Annotated in this window: 29 protein-coding genes, 1 tRNA gene and 1 pseudogene; 10 read left to right on the top strand and 21 right to left on the bottom strand. The window is 70.7% G+C overall.

Features of this window, described 5'->3' with window-relative positions; genetic code table 11:
• Window positions 1-3 precede the first annotated feature (3 nt).
• The 7 genes and pseudogenes from ABZX10_RS00335 to ABZX10_RS00305 all read right to left on the bottom strand — a co-directional run.
• The gene (locus ABZX10_RS00335) at window positions 4-237 is read right to left on the bottom strand and encodes a hypothetical protein (protein WP_355533248.1); all 234 of its coding nucleotides are present in this window, start codon (window positions 235-237) and stop codon (window positions 4-6) included.
• A 134-nt stretch (window positions 238-371) separates the two neighbouring features.
• Entirely contained in the window at window positions 372-1,142 is a 771-nt protein-coding gene (locus ABZX10_RS00330; RefSeq protein WP_355533245.1) for a crotonase/enoyl-CoA hydratase family protein, read from the bottom strand.
• On the bottom strand, window positions 1,139-1,930 hold the full coding sequence (locus ABZX10_RS00325) for an acyl-CoA thioesterase domain-containing protein (RefSeq protein WP_355533242.1): 792 nt from the start codon (window positions 1,928-1,930) through the stop codon (window positions 1,139-1,141). Before ABZX10_RS00325 ends, ABZX10_RS00330 begins: the two co-directional genes overlap by 4 nt.
• Window positions 1,931-1,940: 10 nt before the next feature.
• Complete coding sequence (locus ABZX10_RS00320) at window positions 1,941-2,165, bottom strand: hypothetical protein (RefSeq protein ID WP_355533239.1); 225 nt, start codon at window positions 2,163-2,165, stop codon at window positions 1,941-1,943.
• A 37-nt stretch (window positions 2,166-2,202) separates the two neighbouring features.
• Window positions 2,203-2,625 carry a low molecular weight phosphatase family protein gene (locus tag ABZX10_RS00315; RefSeq protein ID WP_355533236.1) on the bottom strand — a complete coding sequence of 141 codons (423 nt, stop codon included), beginning with the start codon at window positions 2,623-2,625 and terminating at the stop codon, window positions 2,203-2,205.
• Window positions 2,622-3,698 carry an ACR3 family arsenite efflux transporter gene (gene arsB, locus ABZX10_RS00310; protein ID WP_355534055.1) on the bottom strand — a complete coding sequence of 359 codons (1,077 nt, stop codon included), beginning with the start codon at window positions 3,696-3,698 and terminating at the stop codon, window positions 2,622-2,624. The genes ABZX10_RS00315 and arsB overlap by 4 nt, the downstream gene beginning before the upstream one ends.
• 38 nt (window positions 3,699-3,736) lie before the next feature.
• Window positions 3,737-3,994 (bottom strand): annotated as a pseudogene (locus ABZX10_RS00305) (VOC family protein); the annotation flags it as partial.
• Window positions 3,995-4,096: 102 nt separating this feature from the next.
• Here ABZX10_RS00305 and ABZX10_RS00300 point away from each other — a divergent pair.
• Complete coding sequence (locus ABZX10_RS00300; protein ID WP_355533233.1) at window positions 4,097-4,450, top strand: Rv2640c family ArsR-like transcriptional regulator; 354 nt, start codon at window positions 4,097-4,099, stop codon at window positions 4,448-4,450.
• Window positions 4,451-4,497: 47 nt separating this feature from the next.
• Here the strand turns inward: ABZX10_RS00300 and ABZX10_RS00295 are convergent, their stop codons facing one another.
• Entirely contained in the window at window positions 4,498-5,214 is a 717-nt protein-coding gene (locus tag ABZX10_RS00295; RefSeq protein WP_355533230.1) for a hypothetical protein, read from the bottom strand.
• A 118-nt stretch (window positions 5,215-5,332) separates the two neighbouring features.
• On the opposite strand from ABZX10_RS00295, the gene ABZX10_RS00290 reads away from it, so the two are divergent.
• Entirely contained in the window at window positions 5,333-5,695 is a 363-nt protein-coding gene (locus ABZX10_RS00290) for a metalloregulator ArsR/SmtB family transcription factor (RefSeq protein ID WP_355533227.1), read from the top strand.
• A 62-nt stretch (window positions 5,696-5,757) separates the two neighbouring features.
• Here ABZX10_RS00290 and ABZX10_RS00285 read toward each other — a convergent pair whose 3' ends face one another.
• Window positions 5,758-6,231, bottom strand: a complete 474-nt coding sequence (locus ABZX10_RS00285) for a hypothetical protein (protein ID WP_355533224.1) — start codon at window positions 6,229-6,231, stop codon at window positions 5,758-5,760.
• A gap of 78 nt (window positions 6,232-6,309) precedes the next feature.
• Window positions 6,310-6,525: a hypothetical protein gene (locus ABZX10_RS00280; protein WP_355533221.1), complete on the bottom strand. Its 216-nt coding sequence runs from the start codon at window positions 6,523-6,525 to the stop codon at window positions 6,310-6,312.
• Between the two features lie 95 nt (window positions 6,526-6,620).
• Here ABZX10_RS00280 and ABZX10_RS00275 point away from each other — a divergent pair, with 95 nt between their 5' ends.
• Entirely contained in the window at window positions 6,621-7,223 is a 603-nt protein-coding gene (locus ABZX10_RS00275) for a TetR family transcriptional regulator C-terminal domain-containing protein (RefSeq protein WP_355533218.1), read from the top strand.
• Window positions 7,224-7,321: 98 nt separating this feature from the next.
• Here the strand turns inward: ABZX10_RS00275 and ABZX10_RS00270 are convergent.
• Together ABZX10_RS00270 and ABZX10_RS00265 are read right to left on the bottom strand one after the other, a co-directional pair.
• Window positions 7,322-7,395: transfer RNA gene (locus ABZX10_RS00270), tRNA-Pro, on the bottom strand.
• Between the two features lie 55 nt (window positions 7,396-7,450).
• Window positions 7,451-8,401 carry a metallophosphoesterase gene (locus ABZX10_RS00265; RefSeq protein ID WP_355533215.1) on the bottom strand — a complete coding sequence of 317 codons (951 nt, stop codon included), beginning with the start codon at window positions 8,399-8,401 and terminating at the stop codon, window positions 7,451-7,453.
• A gap of 53 nt (window positions 8,402-8,454) precedes the next feature.
• On the opposite strand from ABZX10_RS00265, the gene ABZX10_RS00260 reads away from it, so the two are divergent.
• Together ABZX10_RS00260 and ABZX10_RS00255 are read left to right on the top strand one after the other, a co-directional pair.
• The gene (locus tag ABZX10_RS00260; protein ID WP_355533212.1) at window positions 8,455-8,919 is read left to right on the top strand and encodes a GatB/YqeY domain-containing protein; all 465 of its coding nucleotides are present in this window, start codon (window positions 8,455-8,457) and stop codon (window positions 8,917-8,919) included.
• A gap of 11 nt (window positions 8,920-8,930) precedes the next feature.
• Window positions 8,931-9,422 (top strand): hypothetical protein, encoded by a 492-nt coding sequence (locus ABZX10_RS00255; protein ID WP_355533209.1) that lies wholly within the window; start codon window positions 8,931-8,933, stop codon window positions 9,420-9,422.
• 61 nt (window positions 9,423-9,483) lie between these two features.
• Here the strand turns inward: ABZX10_RS00255 and crcB are convergent, their stop codons facing one another.
• From crcB to ABZX10_RS00210, 9 genes are all read right to left on the bottom strand, one after another.
• Window positions 9,484-9,840 carry a fluoride efflux transporter CrcB gene (crcB, locus tag ABZX10_RS00250; protein WP_355533206.1) on the bottom strand — a complete coding sequence of 119 codons (357 nt, stop codon included), beginning with the start codon at window positions 9,838-9,840 and terminating at the stop codon, window positions 9,484-9,486.
• A complete protein-coding gene (locus ABZX10_RS00245; RefSeq protein WP_355533203.1) occupies window positions 9,837-10,187 on the bottom strand; it encodes a CrcB family protein in 351 nt (116 codons plus the stop codon). Before ABZX10_RS00245 ends, crcB begins: the two co-directional genes overlap by 4 nt.
• A gap of 43 nt (window positions 10,188-10,230) precedes the next feature.
• Entirely contained in the window at window positions 10,231-10,656 is a 426-nt protein-coding gene (locus ABZX10_RS00240) for an organic hydroperoxide resistance protein (RefSeq protein ID WP_355533200.1), read from the bottom strand.
• Between the two features lie 176 nt (window positions 10,657-10,832).
• The gene (locus ABZX10_RS00235) at window positions 10,833-11,258 is read right to left on the bottom strand and encodes a Fur family transcriptional regulator (RefSeq protein ID WP_355533197.1); all 426 of its coding nucleotides are present in this window, start codon (window positions 11,256-11,258) and stop codon (window positions 10,833-10,835) included.
• A gap of 39 nt (window positions 11,259-11,297) precedes the next feature.
• Window positions 11,298-12,197, bottom strand: a complete 900-nt coding sequence (gene phaZ / locus ABZX10_RS00230) for a poly(3-hydroxyalkanoate) depolymerase (protein ID WP_355533194.1) — start codon at window positions 12,195-12,197, stop codon at window positions 11,298-11,300.
• Window positions 12,194-12,646: a MaoC family dehydratase gene (locus tag ABZX10_RS00225; RefSeq protein ID WP_355533191.1), complete on the bottom strand. Its 453-nt coding sequence runs from the start codon at window positions 12,644-12,646 to the stop codon at window positions 12,194-12,196. The genes phaZ and ABZX10_RS00225 overlap by 4 nt, the downstream gene beginning before the upstream one ends.
• A 4-nt stretch (window positions 12,647-12,650) precedes the next feature.
• The gene (locus tag ABZX10_RS00220) at window positions 12,651-14,345 is read right to left on the bottom strand and encodes an alpha/beta fold hydrolase (RefSeq protein WP_355533188.1); all 1,695 of its coding nucleotides are present in this window, start codon (window positions 14,343-14,345) and stop codon (window positions 12,651-12,653) included.
• A gap of 33 nt (window positions 14,346-14,378) precedes the next feature.
• The gene (locus ABZX10_RS00215) at window positions 14,379-15,878 is read right to left on the bottom strand and encodes a long-chain fatty acid--CoA ligase (protein ID WP_355533185.1); all 1,500 of its coding nucleotides are present in this window, start codon (window positions 15,876-15,878) and stop codon (window positions 14,379-14,381) included.
• A gap of 317 nt (window positions 15,879-16,195) precedes the next feature.
• Window positions 16,196-17,392: a helix-turn-helix domain-containing protein gene (locus ABZX10_RS00210; protein WP_355533182.1), complete on the bottom strand. Its 1,197-nt coding sequence runs from the start codon at window positions 17,390-17,392 to the stop codon at window positions 16,196-16,198.
• 113 nt (window positions 17,393-17,505) lie between these two features.
• Between ABZX10_RS00210 and ABZX10_RS00205 the strand changes: the two genes are divergently transcribed.
• The 5 genes from ABZX10_RS00205 (at window position 17,506) to ABZX10_RS00185 (ending at window position 22,522) form a co-directional block, all read left to right on the top strand.
• Entirely contained in the window at window positions 17,506-18,360 is an 855-nt protein-coding gene (locus ABZX10_RS00205) for a LysR family transcriptional regulator (RefSeq protein WP_355533179.1), read from the top strand.
• On the top strand, window positions 18,333-19,256 hold the full coding sequence (locus ABZX10_RS00200) for a serine hydrolase (RefSeq protein WP_355533176.1): 924 nt from the start codon (window positions 18,333-18,335) through the stop codon (window positions 19,254-19,256). Before ABZX10_RS00205 ends, ABZX10_RS00200 begins: the two co-directional genes overlap by 28 nt.
• Before the next feature lie 72 nt (window positions 19,257-19,328).
• Complete coding sequence (locus ABZX10_RS00195; protein ID WP_355533173.1) at window positions 19,329-21,113, top strand: penicillin-binding transpeptidase domain-containing protein; 1,785 nt, start codon at window positions 19,329-19,331, stop codon at window positions 21,111-21,113.
• A gap of 104 nt (window positions 21,114-21,217) precedes the next feature.
• Window positions 21,218-21,808: a phosphoribosylanthranilate isomerase gene (locus tag ABZX10_RS00190; protein ID WP_355533170.1), complete on the top strand. Its 591-nt coding sequence runs from the start codon at window positions 21,218-21,220 to the stop codon at window positions 21,806-21,808.
• Between the two features lie 51 nt (window positions 21,809-21,859).
• Window positions 21,860-22,522 (top strand): hypothetical protein, encoded by a 663-nt coding sequence (locus ABZX10_RS00185; protein WP_355533167.1) that lies wholly within the window; start codon window positions 21,860-21,862, stop codon window positions 22,520-22,522.
• Window positions 22,523-22,559: the final 37 nt, after the last annotated feature.

The following is a 22,559-nucleotide window of genomic DNA, read 5'->3' as shown; positions in this document are numbered from 1 at the left end:
CGATCAGGCGAGCGTGTCCGCCACCTTGGTGATCCGCGCCTGCAGCCGGCGCAGTTGCAGCCCCTGATCGTCGAGGCGGCGGGCGATGGAGTTGACCGCGTCGCACGAGCCGGTCTCGTGCAGGCTGCGGGCGTCGATCTGGAGGTCGTCGCCGGTGCGACCGAGGGAGTCGGCGATGAGTGTGAGCTGGGCGGTGAGATCGTCGAGTTCGCTGCGGACGCTGCCTGCGAGCCCCATGATGTTCCCTCTCTGCACGGCCCCGGACGGAGCCGTTCCACCTGCACAGTAGGTGGCACGAGTGACCGATGTGACGAATTACAGGTGACCGTTGCGTGTCCGTTACCCGACCATTCGTGGCGATCGCACACCGCTCATTCGCCGGGGAACGACCCGTGCCGCCCGGCACCGTCGGAGAACCGGGTGGCGCCCTCCACCGCTCCGTCGGCGAGCGAGGCCAGGCCGTAGCGGTATTCGACGGCAAGAGCCTCGTCCTGCGACTCGGCCTCCCCCTCCAGCATCGACAGCCGGTCGTTCCGTAGGCAGGCCTGCGGGAATGCTGCGAGCTGCCGACCGAGCTCGACGGCCGCCGCCAGCGCCGTTCCCGGTTCGACGGTGCGGTTGACCAGCCCGATCGCCTCCGCCTCCGCGGCGCTGACGGGGCGGCCGGTGAGGATGAGGTCCATCGCGCGGCTCGCGCCGATGAGCCGGGGCAGGCGCACGGTGCCGCCGTCGATGAGCGGCACGCCCCACCGCCGGCAGAACACGCCCAGCGTCGCGTCGCTCGCAGCGACCCGAAGATCCGCCCAGATCGCGAGCTCGAGGCCGCCCGCCACGGCGTGCCCCTCGATGGCCGCGATGACCGGCTTGCCCAGCCGCATGCGGGAGACCCCCATCGGGGCGTCGCCGTCGGGCTCGACGCGGTTCGGTGTTCCCGCGGCGACGGCCTTGAGATCGGCTCCCGCGCAGAAGGTCCCGCCCCGTCCGTGCAGTACGGCGACCGCGGCGTCGGGGTCCGCATCGAAGGCGCGGAAGGCGTCCGCCAGTGCCTCGGCGGTCGCGCGGTCGACGGCGTTGCGCACGCCGGGCCGGTCGATCTCGACGACGGTGACCGGGCCCTCACGGGTGACGACGACGGTGCTCATGACGATGTCGGCCCGTGGACGGCGGAGCCGGTGGCGATACCGGTGACGGTGCAGACCCCGAAGCGCCCACCGCGGTCGAACATGCTGGCCGAGGAGACACTGACACCCTCGACGATGACGAATTGATCGGCCTCCAGGCCGATCTCGTCACTGATCGGGGCTCGCGCGAGCGCCATCGAGACGTCGCCGTTGATGGTCTCGACGCCGCCCGTACCCATGCCGGTCACCAGGTTGGTGCAGTCGGAGACCATCGCGGCACGCGCGAAGGGCGTGGTCTCCTCGCCGTCGAGGACGCGCCAGCCGGCGGTCCAGATCCGCTTGCGCTCGGCGTTCGCCCACGCGGCGGGCGTCTCGGCGGAAACGTAATCACCGCTGCCGCTCGCCATCGCGAGGCGCTGGCCGTCGCCGGGCGGCGGCGCGGGGACGTGCGGGTCGGACCAGACAGCACCGTCGGGCTGCGGGGCCCGGTGGTAGAAGGTGGCCGTCGCACGGACGACGGTCTTGTCCTCCTGGACGATCTCGGCGTCCGCCACGCGGATCCGGCGACCGGAACGAACGAGGCGGGTGCGCACCTCGAGGTGGCCGGACCGCACCATGCGGAACATGTCGCACTGCCACCGCGTACCGACCAGGCCCTCGCCGAACTCGGTGTCGAGGACCTGTGCGAGAAGGCCCGTGATCGCGGGGCCCGACAGAGTGCCGGGCGCCCAGCGCCCCTCCGCCGCGGGCAGCGAATCGAAGCCGCCGCCGCTGCGGGTGAACTGTGGTGATACGTCCTGCCTGGTCACCTCTATCGGTCTACCAGGCGCCGGGACGGGGGCCGTCGGCAACCCGGTTGTCAGCAACCAGTTGGTCGGCGAGGTCGTCCATGCCGGTCGTGTGGTAAGCGTCGAGCGGTTCGCGCTGTTCGGGCTTGTCGACGGTGCCCCACTCGCGCGGGCGTTCGACGTATGCCGTGCGCTGCCCGCAGGAGCGGGCGGCGGCCAGGTATAGAACCGACGGATCGCGCTCGACGCGACACACCTCGGGCTGGAAACTCGGCCGACCCTGCTGGCCGCCGTCACGAGTCCCGATCGAACGACATAGTTCGATCGAGAAGATCGGCGACGCGGTCCGCGATGTCATCGCGGATGAGACGCATGCGTTCGAGCCCGTCGATGCCGCGGCCCGACGGCTCGTCGGTGATCCACCGCTCGACGTCGACGCCCGCAGGAACGTCGAGTTGCGCCTCGGCGCCGAGGAGGACGACCCGGTCGACGCGATTGAGGAGCGCCCCGTCGACTGCTTTCGGTTCCTCGCCCCTGATGTCGACGCCCGACTCGGCGAGCGCCGCGGCCGACAGGTCGTTGACCGCGATCCCCGGACGAGTGCCCGCCGAATGGACCTCGATCGTCGTCCCCGCCGCGGCGCGCATGAGACCTGCGGCCATCTGGGACTTGCCCGCGTTCTTGACGCAGACGAACAGGACGGACGGCACACTCACGACGATGCGGTCCTCTCGGTAGTGAAACAGCCACGTAGAGCGAGGGAGACGTAGACGAGGGCCACGAGGACGGGGACCTCGATGAGCGGACCGACGACGCCGGCGAGGGCCTGGCCGGACGTGGCGCCGTACGTGGCGATCGCGACGGCGATGGCGAGCTCGAAGTTGTTGCCCGCGGCGGTGAACGCCAGCGTGGTGGTCCGCGCATAGCCCAGGCCCATCACCGCGCCGAGGAGATAGCCACCGCCCCACATGATCGCGAAGTAGGCGAGCAGCGGCAGCGCGATCCTCGCCACGTCCCAGGGGCGAGCGGTGATCTGCGCGCCCTGCAGCGCGAAGAGGACGACGATGGTGAACAGCAGCCCGTACAGCGCCCACGGTCCGATCTTGGGCAGGAAGGTCGACTCGTACCAGGCCCGGCCCCTGGATCGCTCCCCGATCCTGCGCGACAGGTAGCCGGCGAGCAACGGAACACCGAGGAAGATCAGCACCGACTTCGCGATCTGCCACGGCGAGACACTGATCGTGGTCTGTTCGAGGCCGAGCCAGCCAGGCAGAACCGACAGGTAGAACCAGCCGAGTACCGCGAACATGATCACCTGGAACACCGAGTTCAGCGCGACCAGCACGGCCGCGGCTTCGCGGTCACCGCAGGCCAGGTCGTTCCAGATGATCACCATGGCGATGCACCGGGCGAGGCCGACGATGATGAGCCCCGTGCGGTACTCGGGGAGGTCGGGAAGCATCAGCCAGGCGAGGGCGAACATCAGTGCCGGACCGACGATCCAGTTCAGCAGCAAGGATCCCAGGAGGAGCTTGCGGTCGCCGGTGACGGTGTCGAGGCGGTCGTAGCGGACCTTCGCCAGCACCGGATACATCATGATGAGCAACCCGACCGCGATCGGCAGGGAGACCCCGTCGACCCGGATCTTCTCGAGCGTCGTGTTCAGGCCCGGGATCGCGCGGCCGAGGAGGAGGCCCACAGCCATCGCGACGCCGATCCACACCGGCAGGAACCGATCGAGGGTCGACAGCTTCCTTGCGACCCGGTGGTCCGTGGCGGGCGCCGTCACTGCGGTCCGCACTGGCACGTGGCGGCTGCTGCGACTCCGGTGAACATGCCGGTGTCCGCGAGGCGCGCGATCTCGTCGTGCACGAGATCGGTGGACGCGACCTCGACGCCGAGGTGATTCACGGTGCCGCCGTGGCCCGGATTCTCGATCAGCACGAGCTTGAGGGCGGGATCGGCGGCCGCGAAGTTCGCGTACCCGGGCTTCACCTTCGCCGGACCGGTACCGAACAGCTTGGTGTAGAACGCGATCGGCGTATCGAAGTCGTCGGCGTTGAGGGCGAGCTGTGCGCGGGACACGATGTCCACCTCCGAGGCTCTGCGGCGTATGCCGATCACTTGCGCGGTCCGTTCTACGCCACCTCTTCGACATATGTCAACGAGGTACGTAGGCTCGGCTCCATGCCCAAGGCGTTGCCCGTCATCGACATGACCGACCCGGTCCGCTGCGCACCGGTCGCGGCCGCACCGGCCGACGATGCCGCGGCGCTCGACGTCGCGCTGCGCCTCAAGGCCCTCGCCGATCCGGTTCGCGTGAAGATGCTGTCGCTTCTGTTCACCTGCGCCGAGCCCTGTACGACCGGATCACTCGCCGCCGCAGTGGGTCTCGCCGAGTCGACCGTCAGCCACCATCTCACTCAACTGCGCATCGCCGGCTTCATCGCGTCGGAGCGACAGGGCATGAGCGTGCACCACACCCCTCGTCGCGATGCGCTCACCGCACTCTGCAAGGTCCTCGATCCCGGCTGCTGCTAGCCCCGGCAGCGCCCCGACTCGGCGACAACCCCCACGGTCCAGCGAGTTCAGACGATACCGGCGGCGACCAACACGCCCACCACGAGCAGCACCGCCGCGGTGATCAGGTTCGCTCCCTTGTCGATCCACGCACCGCGAAGCTGATATCCCGCAATCGCGCCGAGCATCGTCAGGCCGACGATCGTCCCGATCGTCACGACCGAGAAGGCGACGAGGGTTCCCGTCGCGGCGACGACCCCGAGACCGCTCGCAGCGAGGAACACCGGCAGGATCGTCAGGTCCGGCGACGCGGCAGCTCCGAAGGGGATCACGAACGCCATCAGCTGCGCCGTCCTGCCGCCGTGGTCGTGCGCATGACGGCCGTCGCGCCCTTGGCCTTCATGGTCGTGGGCGTGGGCGTGGCGACCATCGCCGTGGACGTGACCACCATGCTCATCGTGGCCGTGGGAGTGGCCGCGCCCGAGGACCTCCATCACGAGGAAGACCAGACCGGTCAGGATCAGGAGGCTGCCCACGATCAGTGTCTGATTCCGCTCGACGATCGAGCGGAACTGCAGTCCGATCGCGATGACAGCGGCACCGAGGAGCAGCGACAGCGCGACGTGCGCAACCCCGGCCACCGCGGACAATCGCAGCACCCGGCGCAGCGGATAGCGTTGCGTCCGTGCGATCACCGACAGCGGAACCCAATGATCGGGCATGACGGCGTGGCCGAATCCGACCCCGGCGGAAGCGGCGATCAAGGCGGGGGCGGCAAGGCTCATCGGGCTACCTTATCGCATATCTGCGCATCCACGAAGACACGAAGACACGAAGGCTCATCGACTCAGGGGTAGCCTGATTCACGACCGGTGCCGGACCGACGGAGGAGATACTGCGGAGATGGGCCACTCAGCCACCGACCTCTACAGCGGATCGACTCACCACCCCGAGCACCTGAGCGACGACCAGGTCGGTGCCGCGGTCTCCATGCTGGCGATGCTCGCCGAGCCCACCCGACTCCGGCTGCTCTGGGCCCTGCGCGACGACGAGTTGAGCGTCGGCGCCCTCGCCGAGAAGGCCGGTTGCACGCCGACCGCAGCTAGCCAGCACCTGGCGAAACTGCGCCTCGCCGGTGTGGTCGTGAACCGCGCCGACGGCACCGCCCGGCTCTACCGTCTAGCGGGTGGCCATGTCCTGCGGCTCCTCCTGGAGTCCGTCGCGCAGGCCGACCACACCGTGACGGGAACGCCCGACCACCTCTGATGACCGCGCGACGGACGCGCCCGTTCCGCTCCCCCGGAGCGGGCCGCGTACCGTCGACATCCCTACCGGCTGTACGTTCCGGAACAGGACGTGCGGCTCGTATTCGCGTAACCCCAGCCCCACTTCACGGTCGTGTCGGCGGTGAGGCGAACGGTTCCGGCACCGGTGTCGATATCGGCGAACCGCCCGTCGGCCGCCCGCAGTACCCCATGGGCGCCCGTCCGTAGGTTCTGCCAGGTCAGCGTGCCAGAGGTCTTCGGCACGACCTGCATGAATCCTGCATTGTACTTCGACGCATCGGCAATGGTGTCGACCCAGGTGCGGCCGGGGGCCGGATAGCCGCCGTGCGCGCCGTCCCGATCGGACGCACTCACCGAGACACCGTCGCTCGTGCAGACCAGTGCCTCGCCGCCCGCCGCCTGAGCAACGCCGCCGCCCGCGACGAACAGCCCCGATGCGGCGATCGCGCCGGCGATTCCCACGACGAGAGAGCGCCTCACGCCCACCGGGTGGAGCCGCGTGTTGGTTGAGGTCATGTCGAGTCTCCTTCTCTTCCTGTGGATCGATCGTGTCCAGAACGTCGACGCCCGGGGGCTATTCGTTACGTTCGCTACTTAATGGTCGGAGCCCTCAGCCCGACCCTCACCTCGGCTCGCGAGGACGAGCCCCACCACGGCCACCGCGACGTAGACGGCGAGGTGCGCGACGAATCCGCCCGGCATCCATCGCAACAGTCCCTCGTTGCCGTGATCGACGAGCAGTCGAATCCCGCCCTGCACTCCCAGCACCAGCAGTGCGATACCCACTACCAGCACGATTCCGTTCCGCATCGTCACCTCCTTGCCGATCAGCTTTTTTGGTCCGATTGCACCATAACATCGTTTTGTTACGCTCGCACCACGAAACAGGAGAAGGGCTGGGCGCGATGCCGAGGCAGGTGGACCACGACGAACGGCGGCGCCAGATCGCCGAGGCGGTCTGGCGACTGGCGATGCGAGGCGGGCTCGAGCAGGTCACCCTCCGCCAGGTGGCGGCGGAGGCGGATGTCTCCGCGCGACTCCTGCAGTACTACTTCGGCACGCGCGATCAGGTGCTGCTCGGCGCACTGGAGATCCTCAACGCCGACGCAGAACGTCAGGCGAAGGGACGTATGGCCGAGCTCGGCGAGTCACCGAGCATCCGCGCCGTCGTCCGGGGGATTCTCCTGGAGATGCTGCCGCTCGACCAGGAGCGCCGTGACCGGCACACCGTCTACGCGGCCTACTTCGTCCGCTTCCTCACCGAGCCCGCACTCATGGCGGTCGCCGAAGCGGCCACCTCCGGGCTCGCCGATCTGGTCACGGACCTGATCGCCGCGGCGCACACACTCGGGCAGGTGCCGGATCACGTCGAGCCCGCCGTCGAGGGCGCCTTCCTCACCGCCGGCGCGGAAGGCCTGCAGACGCGGATGCTGCTGAGCCAGCTGTCGTCCGACGACGCCATCGCGATCATCGACCGTCAACTCGATCGCGTCTTCACAACGGCGTGACGGCCGTCGACGACGATCGCGGACTCCATCCCGACAAGTAAGGCCCCTGGCCAGTGTTTCCACTGATCAGGGGCCCTGCTGTCGTCTCAACCAACGAGTCGGGGTGGCGGGATTCGAACCCACGACCTCTTCGTCCCGAACGAAGCGCGCTACCAAGCTGCGCCACACCCCGTGGTGACAACCTCGATAAGGTTACTACAGCCACCGTCGGGCAGGAAATCGGCTGGTCAGGCCTGTACCGCCTCCGGTGCGATGACCGGACCGAGCTCGACTTCCCGGTCGCGGACGGGCGCACCGACGAGGGTCAGCAGCGATGCCTCGGGGCGGCAGAACGTGCGGAACGGCGCCCACGGCGACGTGCCCAGACCCGCGCTGACGTGCAGCTTCATGTGCGCACCCCACGCGGAAGCGCCCTTCACCCGGGACCGATCCAAACCGCAATTGGTGATCAGCGCGCCGTACACCGGCAAGCACAGCTGACCGCCGTGGGTGTGGCCGGCGAGCGCGAGGTCGTAGCCGTCGGCGGCGAACCGGTCCAGCACGCGCGGCTCCGGCGAGTGGGTGAGCGCGAGCCGCAGGTCGACGGCCTCGTCGGCCCGCCCTGCGATCGTCTCGTACCGGTCCCGCTCGATGTGCGGATCGTCGACGCCCGCGACCTGGATCGTGACTCCCCCGGCCTCGAGCCGGCGCCGCTGGTGCGTCGCGTCGAGCCAGCCCCGCTCGGAGAATGCGGCGCGCAGGTCCTGCCAGGGCAGGGGCTCACCGTGCTTGCGCTCGTGATTCTTGTCGAAGTACTTGGCGGGGTTCTTCGGGGTGGGCCCGAAGTAGTCGTTGGACCCGAACACGAACAGGCCCGGGCGCGCCAGCAGCGGGTTGAGCGTCTGGACCACCGACGGCACGGCCCGCGGATGCGACAGGTTGTCGCCCGTGTTCACCACGAGGTCGGGTTCGAGGGCCGCCAGGTCACGCACCCAGCCCTGCTTGAGCCGCTGTCCGGGCGTCATGTGCAGGTCCGAGATGTGCAGGATCCGCAGCGTGGGCGTACCGGGAGGCAGGATCGGCAGCGTGTGCTCGCGCAGCGTGAACGCGTTGCGTTCGAGGACCGTGGCGTAGGCGATGGACGCGACACCCGCGCCCGCCAACCCGGCACCGGCGCGGAGAAGAGGGTGAACTGCCATTGCCCCAGGATACTCAGCTGCCGCCCCCACGCACACCGCGTAACTTGGAGGCCATGTCAGAAGTGAAGGCCGCGATCCGCGACGATCTCAAGACGGCGATGAAGGCCAAGGACACCCTGGTCACCGGCACGCTCCGGATGCTGCTGTCCGCGATCCAGAACGAGGAGACCTCCGGCACCGCGCACGCGCTCACCGACGAGGAATTCCTCAAGGTGGTCGCGCGTGAGGTGAAGAAGCGCGGAGAGGCGGCCGAGATCTTCGCCGCGAACGGCCGCGACGAGCTCGCCGACAAGGAGCGCGCCGAGGCTGAGGTGATGTCGCGCTACCTGCCGAAGCAGCTCGGCGACGACGAGCTGAACGCGCTGGTCGACGCCGCGGTCGCCGAAGTGACCGCCGAGCTCGGCGAGGCCCCGACGGTGCGCCAGATGGGCCAGGTCATGAAGGTCGCGAACGCGAAGGCGGCGGGCGCCGCGGACGGCAAGCGGCTGTCCTCCGCCGTCAAGGCCCGGCTGGCCTGACGGTGGCGAGTGTGCGCCGGCCCGGCGCGATGTGGCTGTGGGTCCTCGTCTCACTCGCCGCGGGCGCGGGGGCCATCGCCCTGTACGTCACCGCGATCATCCAGTGCTCGGCGCTGCTCGGCACCACGGGATACCCGGGGAACTTCCCCGCGTCGCCGCTGGGCGTCCGCACGATCACCATCCTGGTCATCGCGATCGCCGGGCTCGTGGTGGTCGCGGCCATGGCCTTCACCGGCCTGTTCGCGTTGTTCGGGCAACGCTGGGCGACGGCGCTCTACGGCCTCGCCGTGTTCGTGGGCTTTCTCCTCGCCGCCGCGTCGGTGCTGCTCGGCAACGAACGCGACTACAGCGATCCGGTGAGTCGCTTCGGCGTCGACCACAACGGCGCACCCCTGGCGGGCCTGCCCATGTGGGGCGCCCTCATCGTGATGTTCCTGATGCTGTTCTCGCTGGCGCTCACCCGGCCGGTGTACCGGTACGCGGTGGAGCGCAGCGGCGCGTGACGATCCTCGGTGCGTGTCGGCGACGACACGCCGGACGCGGATCGCAGAGTCGCACCGAAGGTCAGAGCGCGCCGAGGGCGTAGCCGCCCCACACCGCGACGACGCTCGCTACCAGCGTCGCCAGACCGTAGAGCACGCCCTCGCGGTAGCGCTTGTTCCGTAACAGGGCCAGGGTCTCCACGGTGGCGGTACTGAAGGTCGTGTAGCCGCCGCAGACGCCGGTGCCGATGATCGCCAGCGCCTCGCCGCCGACCCCGTTCTTCGCCGCGAGGCCTGCGAGTATCCCGAGCACGAAGGAGCCGGTCGTGTTGATCACGGCCGTGGACCACTCGACGAGCCGGCGGCGCAGCGCACCGTCGACCAGGTAGCGCAGGACGGCCCCGAGCCCACCCCCGAGGGCGATCAGAAGGGGGGTCACGCCGGGATCACCCTGGGCACCAACACCGTCCCGGCCAGGGCCGCGACGAGACCGAGCAGCACCGTCGCACCGGCGTACAGGGCGCCGACCGCCGGGGAGGCGCCGTGGATGTCGAGCGCGAACGTACTGTAGGTGGTCAGTCCCCCGCAGAAGCCCGTGCCCAGCAGCAACCTCACCCGACGGTGCCGCTCGTCGTCGGTCCGCTGGGACAGCGCTTCGACCACGCCGCCGAGCAGGAACGCGCCGACCATGTTCACCGCGAACGTGGCCCACGGGAACGGGGTGTGCGGCAGCCAGCGCCCCACCTCGGCGCGCGCGAGGGTACCGGCCGCGCCGCCGAGGAACACGAGTCCCAGGGCGGCGGGCCGCAGCAGAGTGCTCAGCGGACGATCAGACCGCGGTGGTCAGATCGACATCGATGTTGCCGCGCGTCGCGTTCGAGTACGGGCACAGCTGGTGCGCCTTGGCGACGATCGCCTCGGCGTCGGCCTGCGCGAGACCGGGAAGGGTCGCGGTGATCGCGGCGTTGATGCCGAACCCGGTCTCGGTCTTGCCGAAGCCGACGGTGACCTCGACGGTCGCGTCGTCGGGGATCGCGACCTTCTCGTTGCGGCCCACGGCGCGGACGGCGCCGAGGAAGCACGCGGCGTAGCCGGCGGAGAACAGCTCCTCCGGGTTGGTGCCCTCGCCGTTGCCGCCCATCTCCTTCGGGGGCCGGGTGTCGAGGTCGATGCGGCCGGTGGCCGACTTCACGTGACCGTCGCGGCCACCGCCGGTGGCGGTCGAGGAGATGGTGTAGACGACGTCCAGGCTCATATCGTGCGCTCCTTCGCATTCGTGCCGCCCGGTTCCGGGCGGCGTCCCCTCCGACAGTAGTCCGCATCACGGCTCGCGTCCCCGGGGTTCGACGGTGCGCCGACCCGAAGCGCGACGGACCCGAAGCGCACCGCACCCGCAGTGCGCGGCCCGGGAGAAGCGACTATCTGCAGAAATCAGCGCGTGGCGGCGCAGTCGGGGCAGTAGCCCCAGAAGGTGACCTCGGCCTCGTCGATGACGAAGCCGTGGTCGTCGTCGACCGTCAGGCACGGGGCCGCGCCGACGGCGCAGTCGATGTCGACGATCCTCGCGCAGGACCGGCACACCAGGTGGTGGTGGTTGTCGGCGACCCGCGCCTCGTACCTGACCGCGGATCCGGCGGGCTCGATGCGCCTGAGCAGGCCCTTCTCGGCGCACACCCGCAGCACGTCGTAGACGGTCTGCGTGGCGACGGTGCCGAGGCGGCCCCGGAGGAACTCCGCGACATCGTCCGCGGTGGCATGGGGATGCCCGTCGAGGAAACCGAGCGCGGCGACGCGGGGTGCGGTGATCCGCAGCCCCACGCCCCGCAGCCGGTCCTCGGCGGTGTCCACCTCGCTCATGCGAAATAGAGTACGCCCGATGTCAGAACGATTCCAGGTTCAGTCGCGAGCTGTGAGGAGACCGGCCTTCCGGCCGCGCCACTGGCGCCGCCCGAGGTGCGGCGTCCCGAGGAACTCGTCGATGACCGGTGCCAGCTTGTCCGCCCGGGTGACCAGGTCCACGTGGCCGCCGTCGTGCCGATGCAGGGTGGCCCGGGGCAACAGGGTCTCGAAGATCCGGCCGTTGATCATCGGGACGATCGGGTCGTCCTCGCCGAACAGCAGGAGCGTCTTCTGCCGGATCACCGGGAGCGCGAAGATCGAGGTCCACACCGATCCGGCCATGAGCTGGTGCAGGTAGCCCATCTTCGAGCCCGCGTGCATCTGCCGCGAGAAGGTCTCGCCGATGTCCGCCGCGTCCTCCCGCACCGACCCGCCGTACAGCTCGCCCGCCACCTGCGCCGCGTACTCGGGATCGCGGAAACGCTTCGGCGTGATCATCTTCCGGAGCACCCGCGGATCGCCGGGAACCATGATCGCGCCCGTGCCGGTCGACACGAGGATCAGCCGTCGGCAACGCATCGGGTTCTGGAACGCGAACTGCTGCGCCAGCGCACCGCCCCAGGACAGGCCCAGGATGTCGACGACGCCGATGCCCAGCTCGTCCAGCACGCGACCGAGCACCCACGCCAGGTACGGGAAACCGTAGGGCAGCATCGAGGTCGGCGACTCGCCCGTGCCGGGCGCGTCGAACCGGACGACGGGACGCTCGGGGTCGAGCGCCTCGACGAACGGGTCCAGCACCTCCAGGCTCGCGCCGATCCCGTTGCACAGGACCAGCGGCACGCCCGTTCCCGGCCGGTAGCGCACCCGGATCCGCTGCCCACCGGTGGCGATCAGCAGGTCCTCGGGCAGCTCCACCTCGGCGCCGTCGCCGGCGCCGGTCGCGTTGTCGCTCATCGGTACAACACCACCGTCTCGGCGATGCAGGCCGGACGGTCGGCACCGTCGACCTCGTAGGTCAGGCGGAAGACCGCCTCGATCGCCCCGTTCTTGTCCTGCGCGGACACCAGGTCGACGGTGGCCCGCAGCCGCGAGCCGACCGGCACGGGCGACGGGAAGCGGACCTTGTTGAGCCCGTAGTTCAGCGCGGCCGAGAACTCCTCGACGACGACCGCCTCCTGCAGCAGCACCGGCGCGAGCGACAGCGTGAGGTAGCCGTGGGCGATGATCCCGCCGAACGGCCCGTTCGCCGCCTTCTCGGGGTCGACGTGGATCCACTGATGATCGTCGGTGGCGTCGGCGAAGAGGTTCACCCGGTCCTGGTCGATGCTCACCCACTCGGTGGTGCCGAGCGTCTGCCCGACGAGCGGAAGCAGGTCCTGCGGGGTCGTGACTGTCGTTGTCATGCGCTCACTTCTCCAGGACGTAGGTGCCGGGGGCGGGGGCGAGGGGCTCGTAGCCGGCGGCACCCAGGGCCGACGGTGCGTCGACCTCCGCGCCGCTGCGGGCATCGAGCCACTCGAGATGGTGCGGCCACCAGGAGCCGGACACCTTCTCGGCGGTCTCGAACCACTCCTCGGGCGTCTGGTCCTGCAGGACCGGCGCGGTGCGGTACGAGGACTTCGGGTTGCCGGGCGGGTTGACCAGCGAGGCGATGTGGCCGGCGGTGGACAGCACGTAGGTGTTGTCCTTGCTGCCGAACAGCGCGGCACTGCGCTCGGTGGCCTGCCAGGGGCAGATGTGGTCGGAGATGCCGCCGAGCACGTACAGGTCGGCCTCGATCTTTCCCAGGTCCACCGGGGTGCCGAGCATCGTCGACGCACCGGGCGTGACCAGCTTGTTGTCCAGCCCCATGAGCACCATGTCGCGGTGCAGCGCGGCGGCCATGCGGGTGGTGTCGGCGTTCCAGAACAGAACGTCGAAGGCGGCCGGAGGGCGGCCCTGGATGTAGTTGTTCACCACGTAGCGCCACACCAGGTCCGTCGGCCGCAGCCAGGCGAACATCTCCGCCATCGCGGCACCGTCGAGGTAGCCCTTACCCGCGGAAGTGCGGATCGCGGCGTCCGCGGCCCGACGGTCCGCCAGGGCCGAGGCGAAGCCCGCGTGGCTCTGGTCGAGGACGGTCACGCCGAAGGTCAGGCCGGAGATCCGGTCGCCGTGCCCGGTCGCGAACAGGTGTGCCATCACCATCGCGGCGAGGATGCCGCCCGAGCAGGTGGAGAACACGTTCGCCGTGTCGACGCCGGTGATCACCTGGAGCGCGTCGAGCGCCTCGATGATCGCCTTGCCGTACTCGTCGAAGCCCCAGTCGCGATGCCGCGCAGACGGATTGCGCCACGAGATGGCGAACACCTGCTGGCCGCCCTTGACGTAATGCTCCACGAGGCTGCGGCCCGGCGCGAGGTCCATGATGTAGAACTTGTTGATCACCGGCGGCACCAGCAGCAGCGGCACCTCGCGCACCTGCTTGGTCTGCGGGGCGTACTGGATCAGCTCGAACATCCGGGTCCGCAGGACGACGGTGCCCTTCGTCGTCGCGACGGTCTCGCCCACGGTGTAGGCCTTCGGGTCGACCATCGACGGGATCCGCGGCTTGGACGCCATGTCCTTGGCGAAGGCGGTGAGCCCGCGAACCATCGACAGGCCGCCGGTGTCGATCATCGCCTTCCACCCGACCGGCGAGACGAAGGGGTTGTTCGTCGGCGACAGGCCCTCGATGAGGTTGTCGAGGACGAACCGCATCTTCTCGGCGTCCTTCCAATCCAGGTCGGCATCGTCGTAGAGCTGATTCGCCAGGTCGGAGATGGCCAGGTAGGCCTGTTCGATGCGGTTGAGCAGCGGGTTGTTGGCCCAGGCGGGATCCTTGAACCGGAAGTCGCCCTTCTGCGGCTCACGGCCGCTGCGGCCGACGGCGATCAGGCCCAGCTCCTTGGCCAGACCCGCGGCGCGCTCGGCCACGGTCACCGGCTGTCCGGCGAGGGACTGCCCGAACCGGGCCCAGGCGGCGTTCGGCACCATGCGGGACGCGAAGCTCTTGGTGGAGTTGACGAGCAGCAGATCCAGGGGGGCGACGATCTCGTCGGCGCCTTCAGCGGTGGTGGTCATGTCAGGTGGCCTCGACTCTCTCGTTCGTGGGGTTCAGTTGATCTCTGCGGGGACGGTGATGTCGCGCTTCTGGACCTTGCCGGTGGCGCCCTTGGGGAGCTCCGTCAGCAGCCAGATGTGGCGGGGGTACTTGTAGGCGGCGACGCGATCCTTGACGTACTGGCGCAGCTCGTCGACGGTGGCGGTGGCACCGGGCTTGAGGGCGATGGCCGCGCCGACCTCCTCACCCAGTTCGGCGTGCGGGATGCCGATCACCGCGGCCTCCGCGATCTCGGGGTGGCTGTAGAGCACCTCTTCGATCTCGCGCGGGTAGACGTTGAAGCCGCCGCGGATGATCATCTCCTTCTTGCGGTCGACGATCGAGAAGTAGCCGTCCGCGTCGACGATCCCGATGTCGCCGGTGGAGAACCACCCGTCGGCGTCGATCGCGGCCGCCGTCGCCTCCGGCAGGTTCCAGTAGCCCTTCATGACGTTGTGGCCGCGCACCTGGACCTCGCCGCGCTCGCCCTGCGGCGACTCCTCGCCGGTGTCGCCGACGACGCGCATCTCGACGCCCTCGATGGGGGTGCCGATGGTGCCGGCCTTGCGCGGCTTGTCCGGGTGGTTGAAGCACGCGACCGGCGAGGTCTCCGAGAGGCCGTAGCCCTCGAGGATCGCGGCACCGAAGGCGTCCTCGAAGTCGGTGATGACCTGGAGGGGAAGTGCCGCGCCGCCGGAGGCGCAGACCTGCAGCGACGAGACGTCGTCGCCGGGCTGCTTGGCGGCGACGAGGGCCGAGTACATGGTGGGCACGCCCTCGAAGATCGTGACCCGGTCGCGAGCGATCACCTCGAGCGCCTTGCGCGGATCGAACCGGGGGATCAGCGTCAGGGTGAGGCCGAAACGAACGGCCGCGTTGAGCCCGCAGGTGAGGCCGAAGACGTGGAACAGCGGCAGGCAACCCATCATCACGTCGCCGGGCTTCGCGTGGAACAGGGTGCGGCCGGCGATTTCGCAGTTGCGGCCGAGGCCGTCGTGCGTGAGCTCGGCGCCCTTGGGCTTGCCGGTGGTCCCGGACGTGTGCAGGACGACCGCCGTGTCGGAGGGCTCGCGGGGCTCGACGGTCGGCGCGGGGCGCTGGTCCGCGAGCAGAGCGGCGAGGGCGGCGTCGTCGCCGAAGTGACAGGTAGCACCGGCGGCCTTCGCCCCGGCTTCCGCGTCCTCGGCGAAGACCGGCGTGGCGAACAGTGCCTTGGCGGACGTGTTGGCCAGGTAGAACTCGACCTCGGCTGCCTTGAGCAGCGGATTCATCGGCACGGCCACCGCGCCGCGGCGCATGATCCCGTAGAAGACGATGGCGAAGGCCGGGGTGTTGGGCAGCATGATGCCCACCCGATCCCCGGGCTCGATCCCCTGGTCCGCGAGGTAGCCCGCGAACCGCGCCGCGGCATCGTCGAACTGGGCGTAGGTGTACGTCAGGTCGTCGCACGTGAGGGCGATCGTGTCGGGGTGCGCGGCGGCGCTGGCGGCGAGATTCTCGGCGAGGTTCGTCATCGCGGTCTTCCTTCGTGTGGTGTCGTCTGCGTCCATTCCAGAGTGACCCCCCACACCCCGCCGGGTCGATGGTGACGGAGACAGCCTTGTGCAGCCATGGGTGTTACCGAGCACAATCACCCGTGCTGGGAACGCTGCCTCACTTCGTGCTGGACACCCGCGGGAGCGGCGGTCGCCGCAGGTGGAAGCCGGTGACGCGCCGATAGGCCGTGGCCCGCAGGGAGTACCGGCTCGGTCAGGTCGAGGCGGTCGAGATCGTCGGCGTCGGGCATGCACGAGCCCTTCGGATCGATGTGGCGCACATCACGTAGCGTGACTCAGGCCGTCCCATCGCGCGGTGCGTCGACCTGTAACCGGACACGGGCGTCGACCTCGAACGCCAGGCACAACTCGGCGACCTCGCGGGGGGCGTTGATCGATCGATCGGTGAGCTGCTCGATCCGGCGTAGGCGGTGGCGCACGGTGTTCGGGTGCACGAACAGCTCGGCCGAGGCGTCCTTGACGTTGCCGTCGTGCGCGACCCACGCGCGGAAGGTCGCGAACAGCGGCTCCCGATCCTCGGTGGGCAACGCGTAGAGCCTGCGCAGCACCGCACGCGCCAGATCCACGGTGGTCTCAGGCGCGGCGATCGCCGCCGTGCCGAGCACGGAACCGTCGAACACCGACACTCCGGTGCCCGGCCCGACGAGCTCCCGCCGCGCGAAGTTCAACCCGTGCGGGGTGTCCCGGAGTTCGCTGAACGGCGCGCTGACGCCGACGCGGGCGGTCGCGATCCGGCGCAGCAGGTCGATCACGGCGGTCCGGACGGCGACGGTGGGCGCGTGCACGATGCCGATCTGCTGATCGGGCAGCAGCCGCCACGCGGAGTAGACATCGATCGCCCGGAGCCGGTCGACGATGCCGGGCAGGGGCTGCTTGCCCACCTCCGTGGTCGCCGCGGCCACCGCGAGGTAGGGCCCCGTCGTGGGCAGGCGCAACAGCGTGGCGATCTCCCACAGGCTCTGATCGCTCGGGATACGGCCCTGCAGAAGGTGTTCGGCGAGGGCTGCACGCTCGGCGGCGTCGTCGAGGGCCTGCTCGGTGGTCCGGTCGCGGTGGGCTCCGGCCATCGCGTCGACGAACTGGTCCTGCGCCTCCCACATGTGCTGCGCCGCACTGAGGAGGGATTGCCTGCTCAGGCCGGGTTGTGCTTCCGCGACGGCCATCACCTCCTGCCACATGCGGTGCACGCCGATGCGGTAGGCGTGCATCACGGCGGCGAGGGGCACGCCGAGTTCCGCCCGGGAGCGACCGGTCGCCGCGGCGGGCGCGGTGTCGAACGACGAAGCCGTCAGCGCGTTCACCATGTACGTCAGGTTGTCCCGCACGGACTCGGTGATGAGCTCGTCGGAGACCGTGTCGGACGCCGCGTAGAAGGGGATGTCCGCGCGGATCGACCCGACGACGGCCACCGTCACCTCGCCCATCCGGGCGATCAGCGCCTCCCGGATCTGCGCGATCTCTGCGTCACTCACACCTGCCGATTGTGCTGCCTCCGCCTCTCCGGCGTACCCGATTTCGCCGCGTACGGCGCCCCGGAGCATCCGGAGGTGCTCGCGCCCTCCCCGACTCGACCTAGACTCCGCTCATGGATCTGATCCGGCACCTGCGGTTCTTCGTGGCGGTGGCCGAGGAGCAGCACTTCGGACGCGCCGCGGACCGGCTGGGCATCACCCAGCCACCGGTCTCGGCCGGCCTGCGCCGGCTGGAGGAGGCGCTGGGCGTCACGCTCATCGATCGCAGCCGACGGGGTGCCGATCTCACACCGGCCGCCCGCGAACTGCTGCCGCGGGCCCGCGTCATGGTGCGCGACGCCGACCGGTTCGTCGCGGAGGCGGCGCGGCTCGGGGCCGGGGCCGGCGAGCGGCGCGTCGCGCTGTGCGACGCGCTCGGATCCGCGGTGTCCGCCGTCTGCGCCGCGGCTCTCGCCCAGGCGGACGACGGTGCGCCACTGACCCTCTCCGCGGGGCCGTCACCTCAGCTCGCGCGGGCCGTCTCCGAGGACCTGCTCGACGTCGCAGTCGTCGAACACCCCGTATTGGGAGACGGTGCGGCGTCGGTCCCCGTGATCGCGCTGCCGCGGGATTTCCTGGTGCCCGAAGGGTTCCGTGCGCCGCGGCTGCGGGACCTCTCGGCGCTCGCGGTCGCATTGCCGCCCCGCGCGGCGAACCCGCCGGCGGCGGACCTCCTGCTGGACCGCCTGACCGCCCGCGGCATCACCTCGCCGGTGCTGATCACCGAGACCGAGGCGGCGGCACTGGCAGCCGTCGCCGCGGGTCTCGCGTTCACACCGGTGCCGGCGGGAGGCTCGGCCCCGGCGGGCACCGCACGCCGCTCCGCGAACGACTTCCCCCTGCGGGTCAAGGTTGTCGGGAGCCGGGACCATCCGGATACGGCCCGCCTCGAGTCCGCGTTGTGGCGCGCCGGGCGGTCCCGGCCGTGACCGCGGGCGACGCGCGCGAGCGGATCGAGGCGGTCTTCGCGGATGCCGGCTGCAACGGCTGGCTGCACGCCCGGGTGATCGGCGACACGGCGGAGCTGTCCGTGCGCGGCGAGCAGCCCGTCGTCCCCGCGTCGGTGTACAAGGTCGTGCTGCTGGTGGCCGCGGCGCGCGCCTTCGACGCGGGTCGCCTGGATCCGCTGGCCCGGGTCGTCGTCGATCCGGCGATCGCGACGCCCGGCCCCACCGGTGTTGCGGCGCTGTCGGACCCGGTGGAGATGAGCGTGCGCGACCTGCTCCGTTCGATGATCGCCGTGTCGGACAACGCGGCAGCCGGCGTGGTCATGCGGCTCGTCGGTCTCGATGCCGTGCAGGCGACCGCGCGCGGTCTCGGGCTGCACGACACTCGGATCGTCGGAGGCGACGCGGAGATCCACGCCGCGATGATGGCCGAGACCGACACCCGGACGGTCGCCGAGGCCTTCGCAGCCCTTGCGGACGACGACCTGGCGCGTCCGGTCCGCGCCTACGACCCGTCGTTCGGCAGCGCGACCACGGCCACGGACATGACGGCGCTGCTCGCCGCGGTGTGGTCGGACACCGCGGCCTCAGCGGAGCAGTGCGCGTTCGCCCGGTCCGCTCTGGGCGGTCAGGTCTTCCGCCACCGGGTGGCATCGGGCTTCGGATCGGCACCGTCGATCGCGGGTAAGACGGGGACCCTCGGTGCGCTTCGGAACGAGGTGGCGGTCATCGGCTACCCCGGCGAGCACCCCGTCGCGGTCGCGGTGTTCACCCACGCGGCGCGCAGCGATCCGAGCCTGCCACTCGTCGACGCGGCCATCGGGCGGGTGGCGGCGATCGCGGTCGACGCCCTTCGCGTACCCATCGACCTGGAGTGATACCTATCCGCTATCGTCCGGGAGCGTGTCGCACTTTGCTCGATATCACCGCGCGCGGGTTCACTGATCGCCATGCATCATTCCTCACGCCGGCACGCGCCGAGGCTGCCCGCCCACGCACTGCCCGGCGCGGCCCTGGTGATCGCCGCCCTCGGGGGATCGCTCGTCGCGTGCTCGGAGGACGACGTGGTCGCCAAGTTCGCGGCCGCGGTGTCGAACCGCGACGCGGCGCACGCCGGCAACCTCACGTCGGACCCCGCCGCCGCGACGGCGGGGCTGCAAGCCACCTTCGACGGCATGGGCGAGGCGAAGCCCACCGTCACCGTCGGCAAGGACGGTGAGGACCGGACACTCACCTGGTCGTGGGCGCTACCGCGCCAACACGGCGTCCGGTACACCACGGCGATCGCGGCCGGTGGCGGCAAGGTCACGTGGGCACCGACTCTGGTCCACCCCGACGCCGTCGCCGCGGGCTCGCGCCTGCGGTACGCCGACGAGAAGCCGTACACCACAAGGGTCGTGGATCGGAAGAATGCGTCGCTCATGACCTGGCAAACGGTCACCGTCGTGAACCTCGCCCCGGAGAGGGCCGCCTCCGCGGCCGACGCGCTCGCCACGAAACTCCGCGCCGCCGACCCGTCGGTGACCGCCGACGGGCTCCGGAAATCGGTGGCGGGCAAGGACTCCCCCACCGCCGTGATCTCGCTGCGAGCGGACGACGCGAAGCGGGTCGGCCCGCTCACCGGGATCGACGGGGTGACGGTTCGCGACGAGGGCCGCCTGTTGACCGGTTCGCCGGTGCTCCGCTCCCCGGTGATCGCGGGACTGGAGGAACGCTGGCGGCGGGACGTCGACGCCGCGGCGGGCTCGTCGGTCACCGTCGTCGACCGCGACGGCGCCCCGGTCCGACTGGTCGACTCCTTTCCGGCGAAGCAGATCCCGCCCGTTCGGACCACCCTGGACGCGGGGCTCCAGCGCGCCGCGAACGCCGCCGTCGCGGGCGAGAAGCGCGCGACGATGCTCGTCGCGATCCGCCCGTCCACCGGCGGCATCCTCGCGGTCGCGCAGAACACCGCCGCCGACACGCAGGGCCCCGTCGCACTGACCGGCCTGTACGCGCCCGGATCCACCTTCAAGACGATCACGACCGCGGCGGCGCTGGACGCGAAGATCACCGCCCCGGACGCGCAGCTGGCGTGTCCCGGTCGCGCGACCTTCGGCGACCGCACCATCCCCAACGAGAACGAGTTCGCCCTCGGCACCGTGCCGCTGCACACGGCCTTCGCCAAGTCCTGCAACACCACGATGGCGGGCCTGGGCACGAAACTCGGCGACACCGCGCTCACGGACACCGCGAAGCGATTCGGCCTCGGCGTGGACTTCGCCCTCCCCGGCGTCACCACCGTGACCGGCTCGGTACCCGCCACGCGCTCGTCCGCCGAACGCGTCGAGGAGTCCATCGGCCAGGGGCGGGTCACCGCCTCACCCTTCGGCCTCGCGGTGGTGGAGGCCTCGCTCGCCGCCCGCAGCACGGTCCGGCCCGCGCTGTTCGACGGTGAGCCCGCCCGCGCGGACACCGCGGCCCAGCCCATCGACGCCGGCGTCGCCGCGGCTCTGCGCGCCGCGATGCGGGAGACGGTGACCGCGGGCACCGCGACCGCACTGCGCGACATCGAGGGCCTGGGCGGCAAGACCGGGACCGCGGAGTTCGGGGACAACACGCACGCGCACGGCTGGTTCGCCGGGATCGTGGGCGACCTGGCCTTCGCGACCCTGGTCGTCTCCGGCGAGAGTTCCGGGCCCGCCGTCGCCGTGAGTGGCGCCTTCCTCCGCGGCGCAGGCGGCGACCTGCCGTGATCGCGTGTGCGATGCCGCTGCCCACGCCCACCCCGCCCCCGGGATCACCGGGCCGAGCGGAATCCCCGGCCAGCCCTTCTGACCGGGCCGGTAGGCTCGGTTCGATGTTCGTCAAGGTGTGTGGGCTGCGGACGGCCGAGACCGTGGCCGCCGCGGTGGCGGCCGGTGCCGACGCGGTCGGCTTCGTCTTCGCCCCCGGCAGCGTCCGGCTGATCGACGCTCATGCCGCGGCGCCCCTGGTCGCGGGTGTTCCCGAGGGCGTCGAGACCGTCGGGGTGTTCCGCGGTCAGCCGATCGACGAGGTGCTGCGCCTGGCCCGCGAGGCCGGCGTCGGCACGATCCAGCTGCACGGCGACGAGCCCGACGATCACTTCGTCCGCGCCACCGCCGCGGGGTTCTCGACCATCCGCGCGATCTCCGCCGCCCGGTACACCACCTCCGGGCACGCGGGCCCCCATCGCCTGCTCATCGATGCGACGGTGCCCGGCTCGGGCACCGCGTTCGACCCGGCGGACCTGCCGGTTCCCCCGGATGTCGACTGGCTGCTCGCCGGCGGCCTGCGGCCCGACACCGTGGCCGCGCTCATCGCGGCCTTCGCGCCGGCCGGCGTGGACGTCTCCAGCGGCGTGGAGTCGGCGCCCGGCGTGAAGGATCCGGCCCTGATCCGCGCGTTCCTCGCCGCCGCCCGGCCCTGACCTGCGCTTCCTGCTCCGGCCGTCTCCCCTACAGGGGGTAGTATTCGGCGCATGTTCCGGCCCGCCCGCCCCGAAGCCACGATCCGTGGCGCCGCGGTGGGCGTGGTCTCCTTCGCCGCGAGTCTGACGGCGCACGCACTCGCCATGCGAGGCGCCGGAGCCGCGATGCCGGGCCACGACATGGGCGGCTCGATGCCGACGGCGACCGCACACGCCGGGCACGCGATGCCGGCGATGGCCTCGATGCCGGGCGATGACATGGGCGCTGCAGGGGCGCACGCGATGCACCACGTGGCGTCGACGGCGATGCCGATGGCGGCACCGTCGGTCCCGGTGACCGCAGTGCTCCTCCTGGCGCTCGCGTGCGCAGCGCTCGGTGCGCTCGCGGCCCGGCCGCGCACGACCGGCCCCACCGGCGCGGCGGCGATGCTGCTCCTGGGCCAGGGCGTGGGCCATCTCGTCCTCGGCCTGACGATGGGGCACCTCGCGCTGAGCCCCACCATGGCCGGTGCCCACCTCGCCGCTGCGGTCGTGGCCGGCGCGGTCATCGCCGGAGCCGAACACGCGCTGCGCGCCGCGCTCGCCACACTCACGCCCCTGGCAACGACGTGGCGGGAGCGACCCGGCACCGTCGTCGCCCCGATCTGGACCTTCCGCGCCGTCCCGGGGCCCGTGCTCGCGCGGCACGGGGCACTGCGCGCGCCGCCACGCTGACATCGCCTCCCGCTTTCTCCACCCGGATCGGCCTCGC

Source organism: Tsukamurella sp. NPDC003166, from assembly GCF_040611135.1.
Lineage (GTDB): Bacteria > Actinomycetota > Actinomycetes > Mycobacteriales > Mycobacteriaceae > Tsukamurella.
This window is presented reverse-complemented; position numbering and strand designations above follow the sequence as displayed.

Excerpts from the sequence above, each read along its gene's own strand:
- ABZX10_RS00335 (WP_355533248.1), bottom strand. The coding sequence starts at position 237 with ATGGGGCTCGCAGGCAGCGTCCGCAGCGAACTCGACGATCTCACCGCC.
- ABZX10_RS00330 (WP_355533245.1), bottom strand. The coding sequence starts at position 1,142 with ATGAGCACCGTCGTCGTCACCCGTGAGGGCCCGGTCACCGTCGTCGAG.
- ABZX10_RS00300 (WP_355533233.1), top strand. The coding sequence starts at position 4,097 with ATGCCCAAGGCGTTGCCCGTCATCGACATGACCGACCCGGTCCGCTGC.
- ABZX10_RS00295 (WP_355533230.1), bottom strand. The coding sequence starts at position 5,214 with ATGAGCCTTGCCGCCCCCGCCTTGATCGCCGCTTCCGCCGGGGTCGGA.
- ABZX10_RS00290 (WP_355533227.1), top strand. The coding sequence starts at position 5,333 with ATGGGCCACTCAGCCACCGACCTCTACAGCGGATCGACTCACCACCCC.
- ABZX10_RS00285 (WP_355533224.1), bottom strand. The coding sequence starts at position 6,231 with ATGACCTCAACCAACACGCGGCTCCACCCGGTGGGCGTGAGGCGCTCT.
- ABZX10_RS00280 (WP_355533221.1), bottom strand. The coding sequence starts at position 6,525 with ATGCGGAACGGAATCGTGCTGGTAGTGGGTATCGCACTGCTGGTGCTG.
- ABZX10_RS00275 (WP_355533218.1), top strand. The coding sequence starts at position 6,621 with ATGCCGAGGCAGGTGGACCACGACGAACGGCGGCGCCAGATCGCCGAG.
- ABZX10_RS00265 (WP_355533215.1), bottom strand. The coding sequence starts at position 8,401 with ATGGCAGTTCACCCTCTTCTCCGCGCCGGTGCCGGGTTGGCGGGCGCG.
- ABZX10_RS00260 (WP_355533212.1), top strand. The coding sequence starts at position 8,455 with ATGTCAGAAGTGAAGGCCGCGATCCGCGACGATCTCAAGACGGCGATG.
- ABZX10_RS00240 (WP_355533200.1), bottom strand. The coding sequence starts at position 10,656 with ATGAGCCTGGACGTCGTCTACACCATCTCCTCGACCGCCACCGGCGGT.
- ABZX10_RS00235 (WP_355533197.1), bottom strand. The coding sequence starts at position 11,258 with ATGAGCGAGGTGGACACCGCCGAGGACCGGCTGCGGGGCGTGGGGCTG.
- phaZ (WP_355533194.1), bottom strand. The coding sequence starts at position 12,197 with ATGAGCGACAACGCGACCGGCGCCGGCGACGGCGCCGAGGTGGAGCTG.
- ABZX10_RS00225 (WP_355533191.1), bottom strand. The coding sequence starts at position 12,646 with ATGACAACGACAGTCACGACCCCGCAGGACCTGCTTCCGCTCGTCGGG.
- ABZX10_RS00220 (WP_355533188.1), bottom strand. The coding sequence starts at position 14,345 with ATGACCACCACCGCTGAAGGCGCCGACGAGATCGTCGCCCCCCTGGAT.
- ABZX10_RS00215 (WP_355533185.1), bottom strand. The coding sequence starts at position 15,878 with ATGACGAACCTCGCCGAGAATCTCGCCGCCAGCGCCGCCGCGCACCCC.
- ABZX10_RS00205 (WP_355533179.1), top strand. The coding sequence starts at position 17,506 with ATGGATCTGATCCGGCACCTGCGGTTCTTCGTGGCGGTGGCCGAGGAG.
- ABZX10_RS00195 (WP_355533173.1), top strand. The coding sequence starts at position 19,329 with ATGCATCATTCCTCACGCCGGCACGCGCCGAGGCTGCCCGCCCACGCA.
- ABZX10_RS00190 (WP_355533170.1), top strand. The coding sequence starts at position 21,218 with ATGTTCGTCAAGGTGTGTGGGCTGCGGACGGCCGAGACCGTGGCCGCC.
- ABZX10_RS00185 (WP_355533167.1), top strand. The coding sequence starts at position 21,860 with ATGTTCCGGCCCGCCCGCCCCGAAGCCACGATCCGTGGCGCCGCGGTG.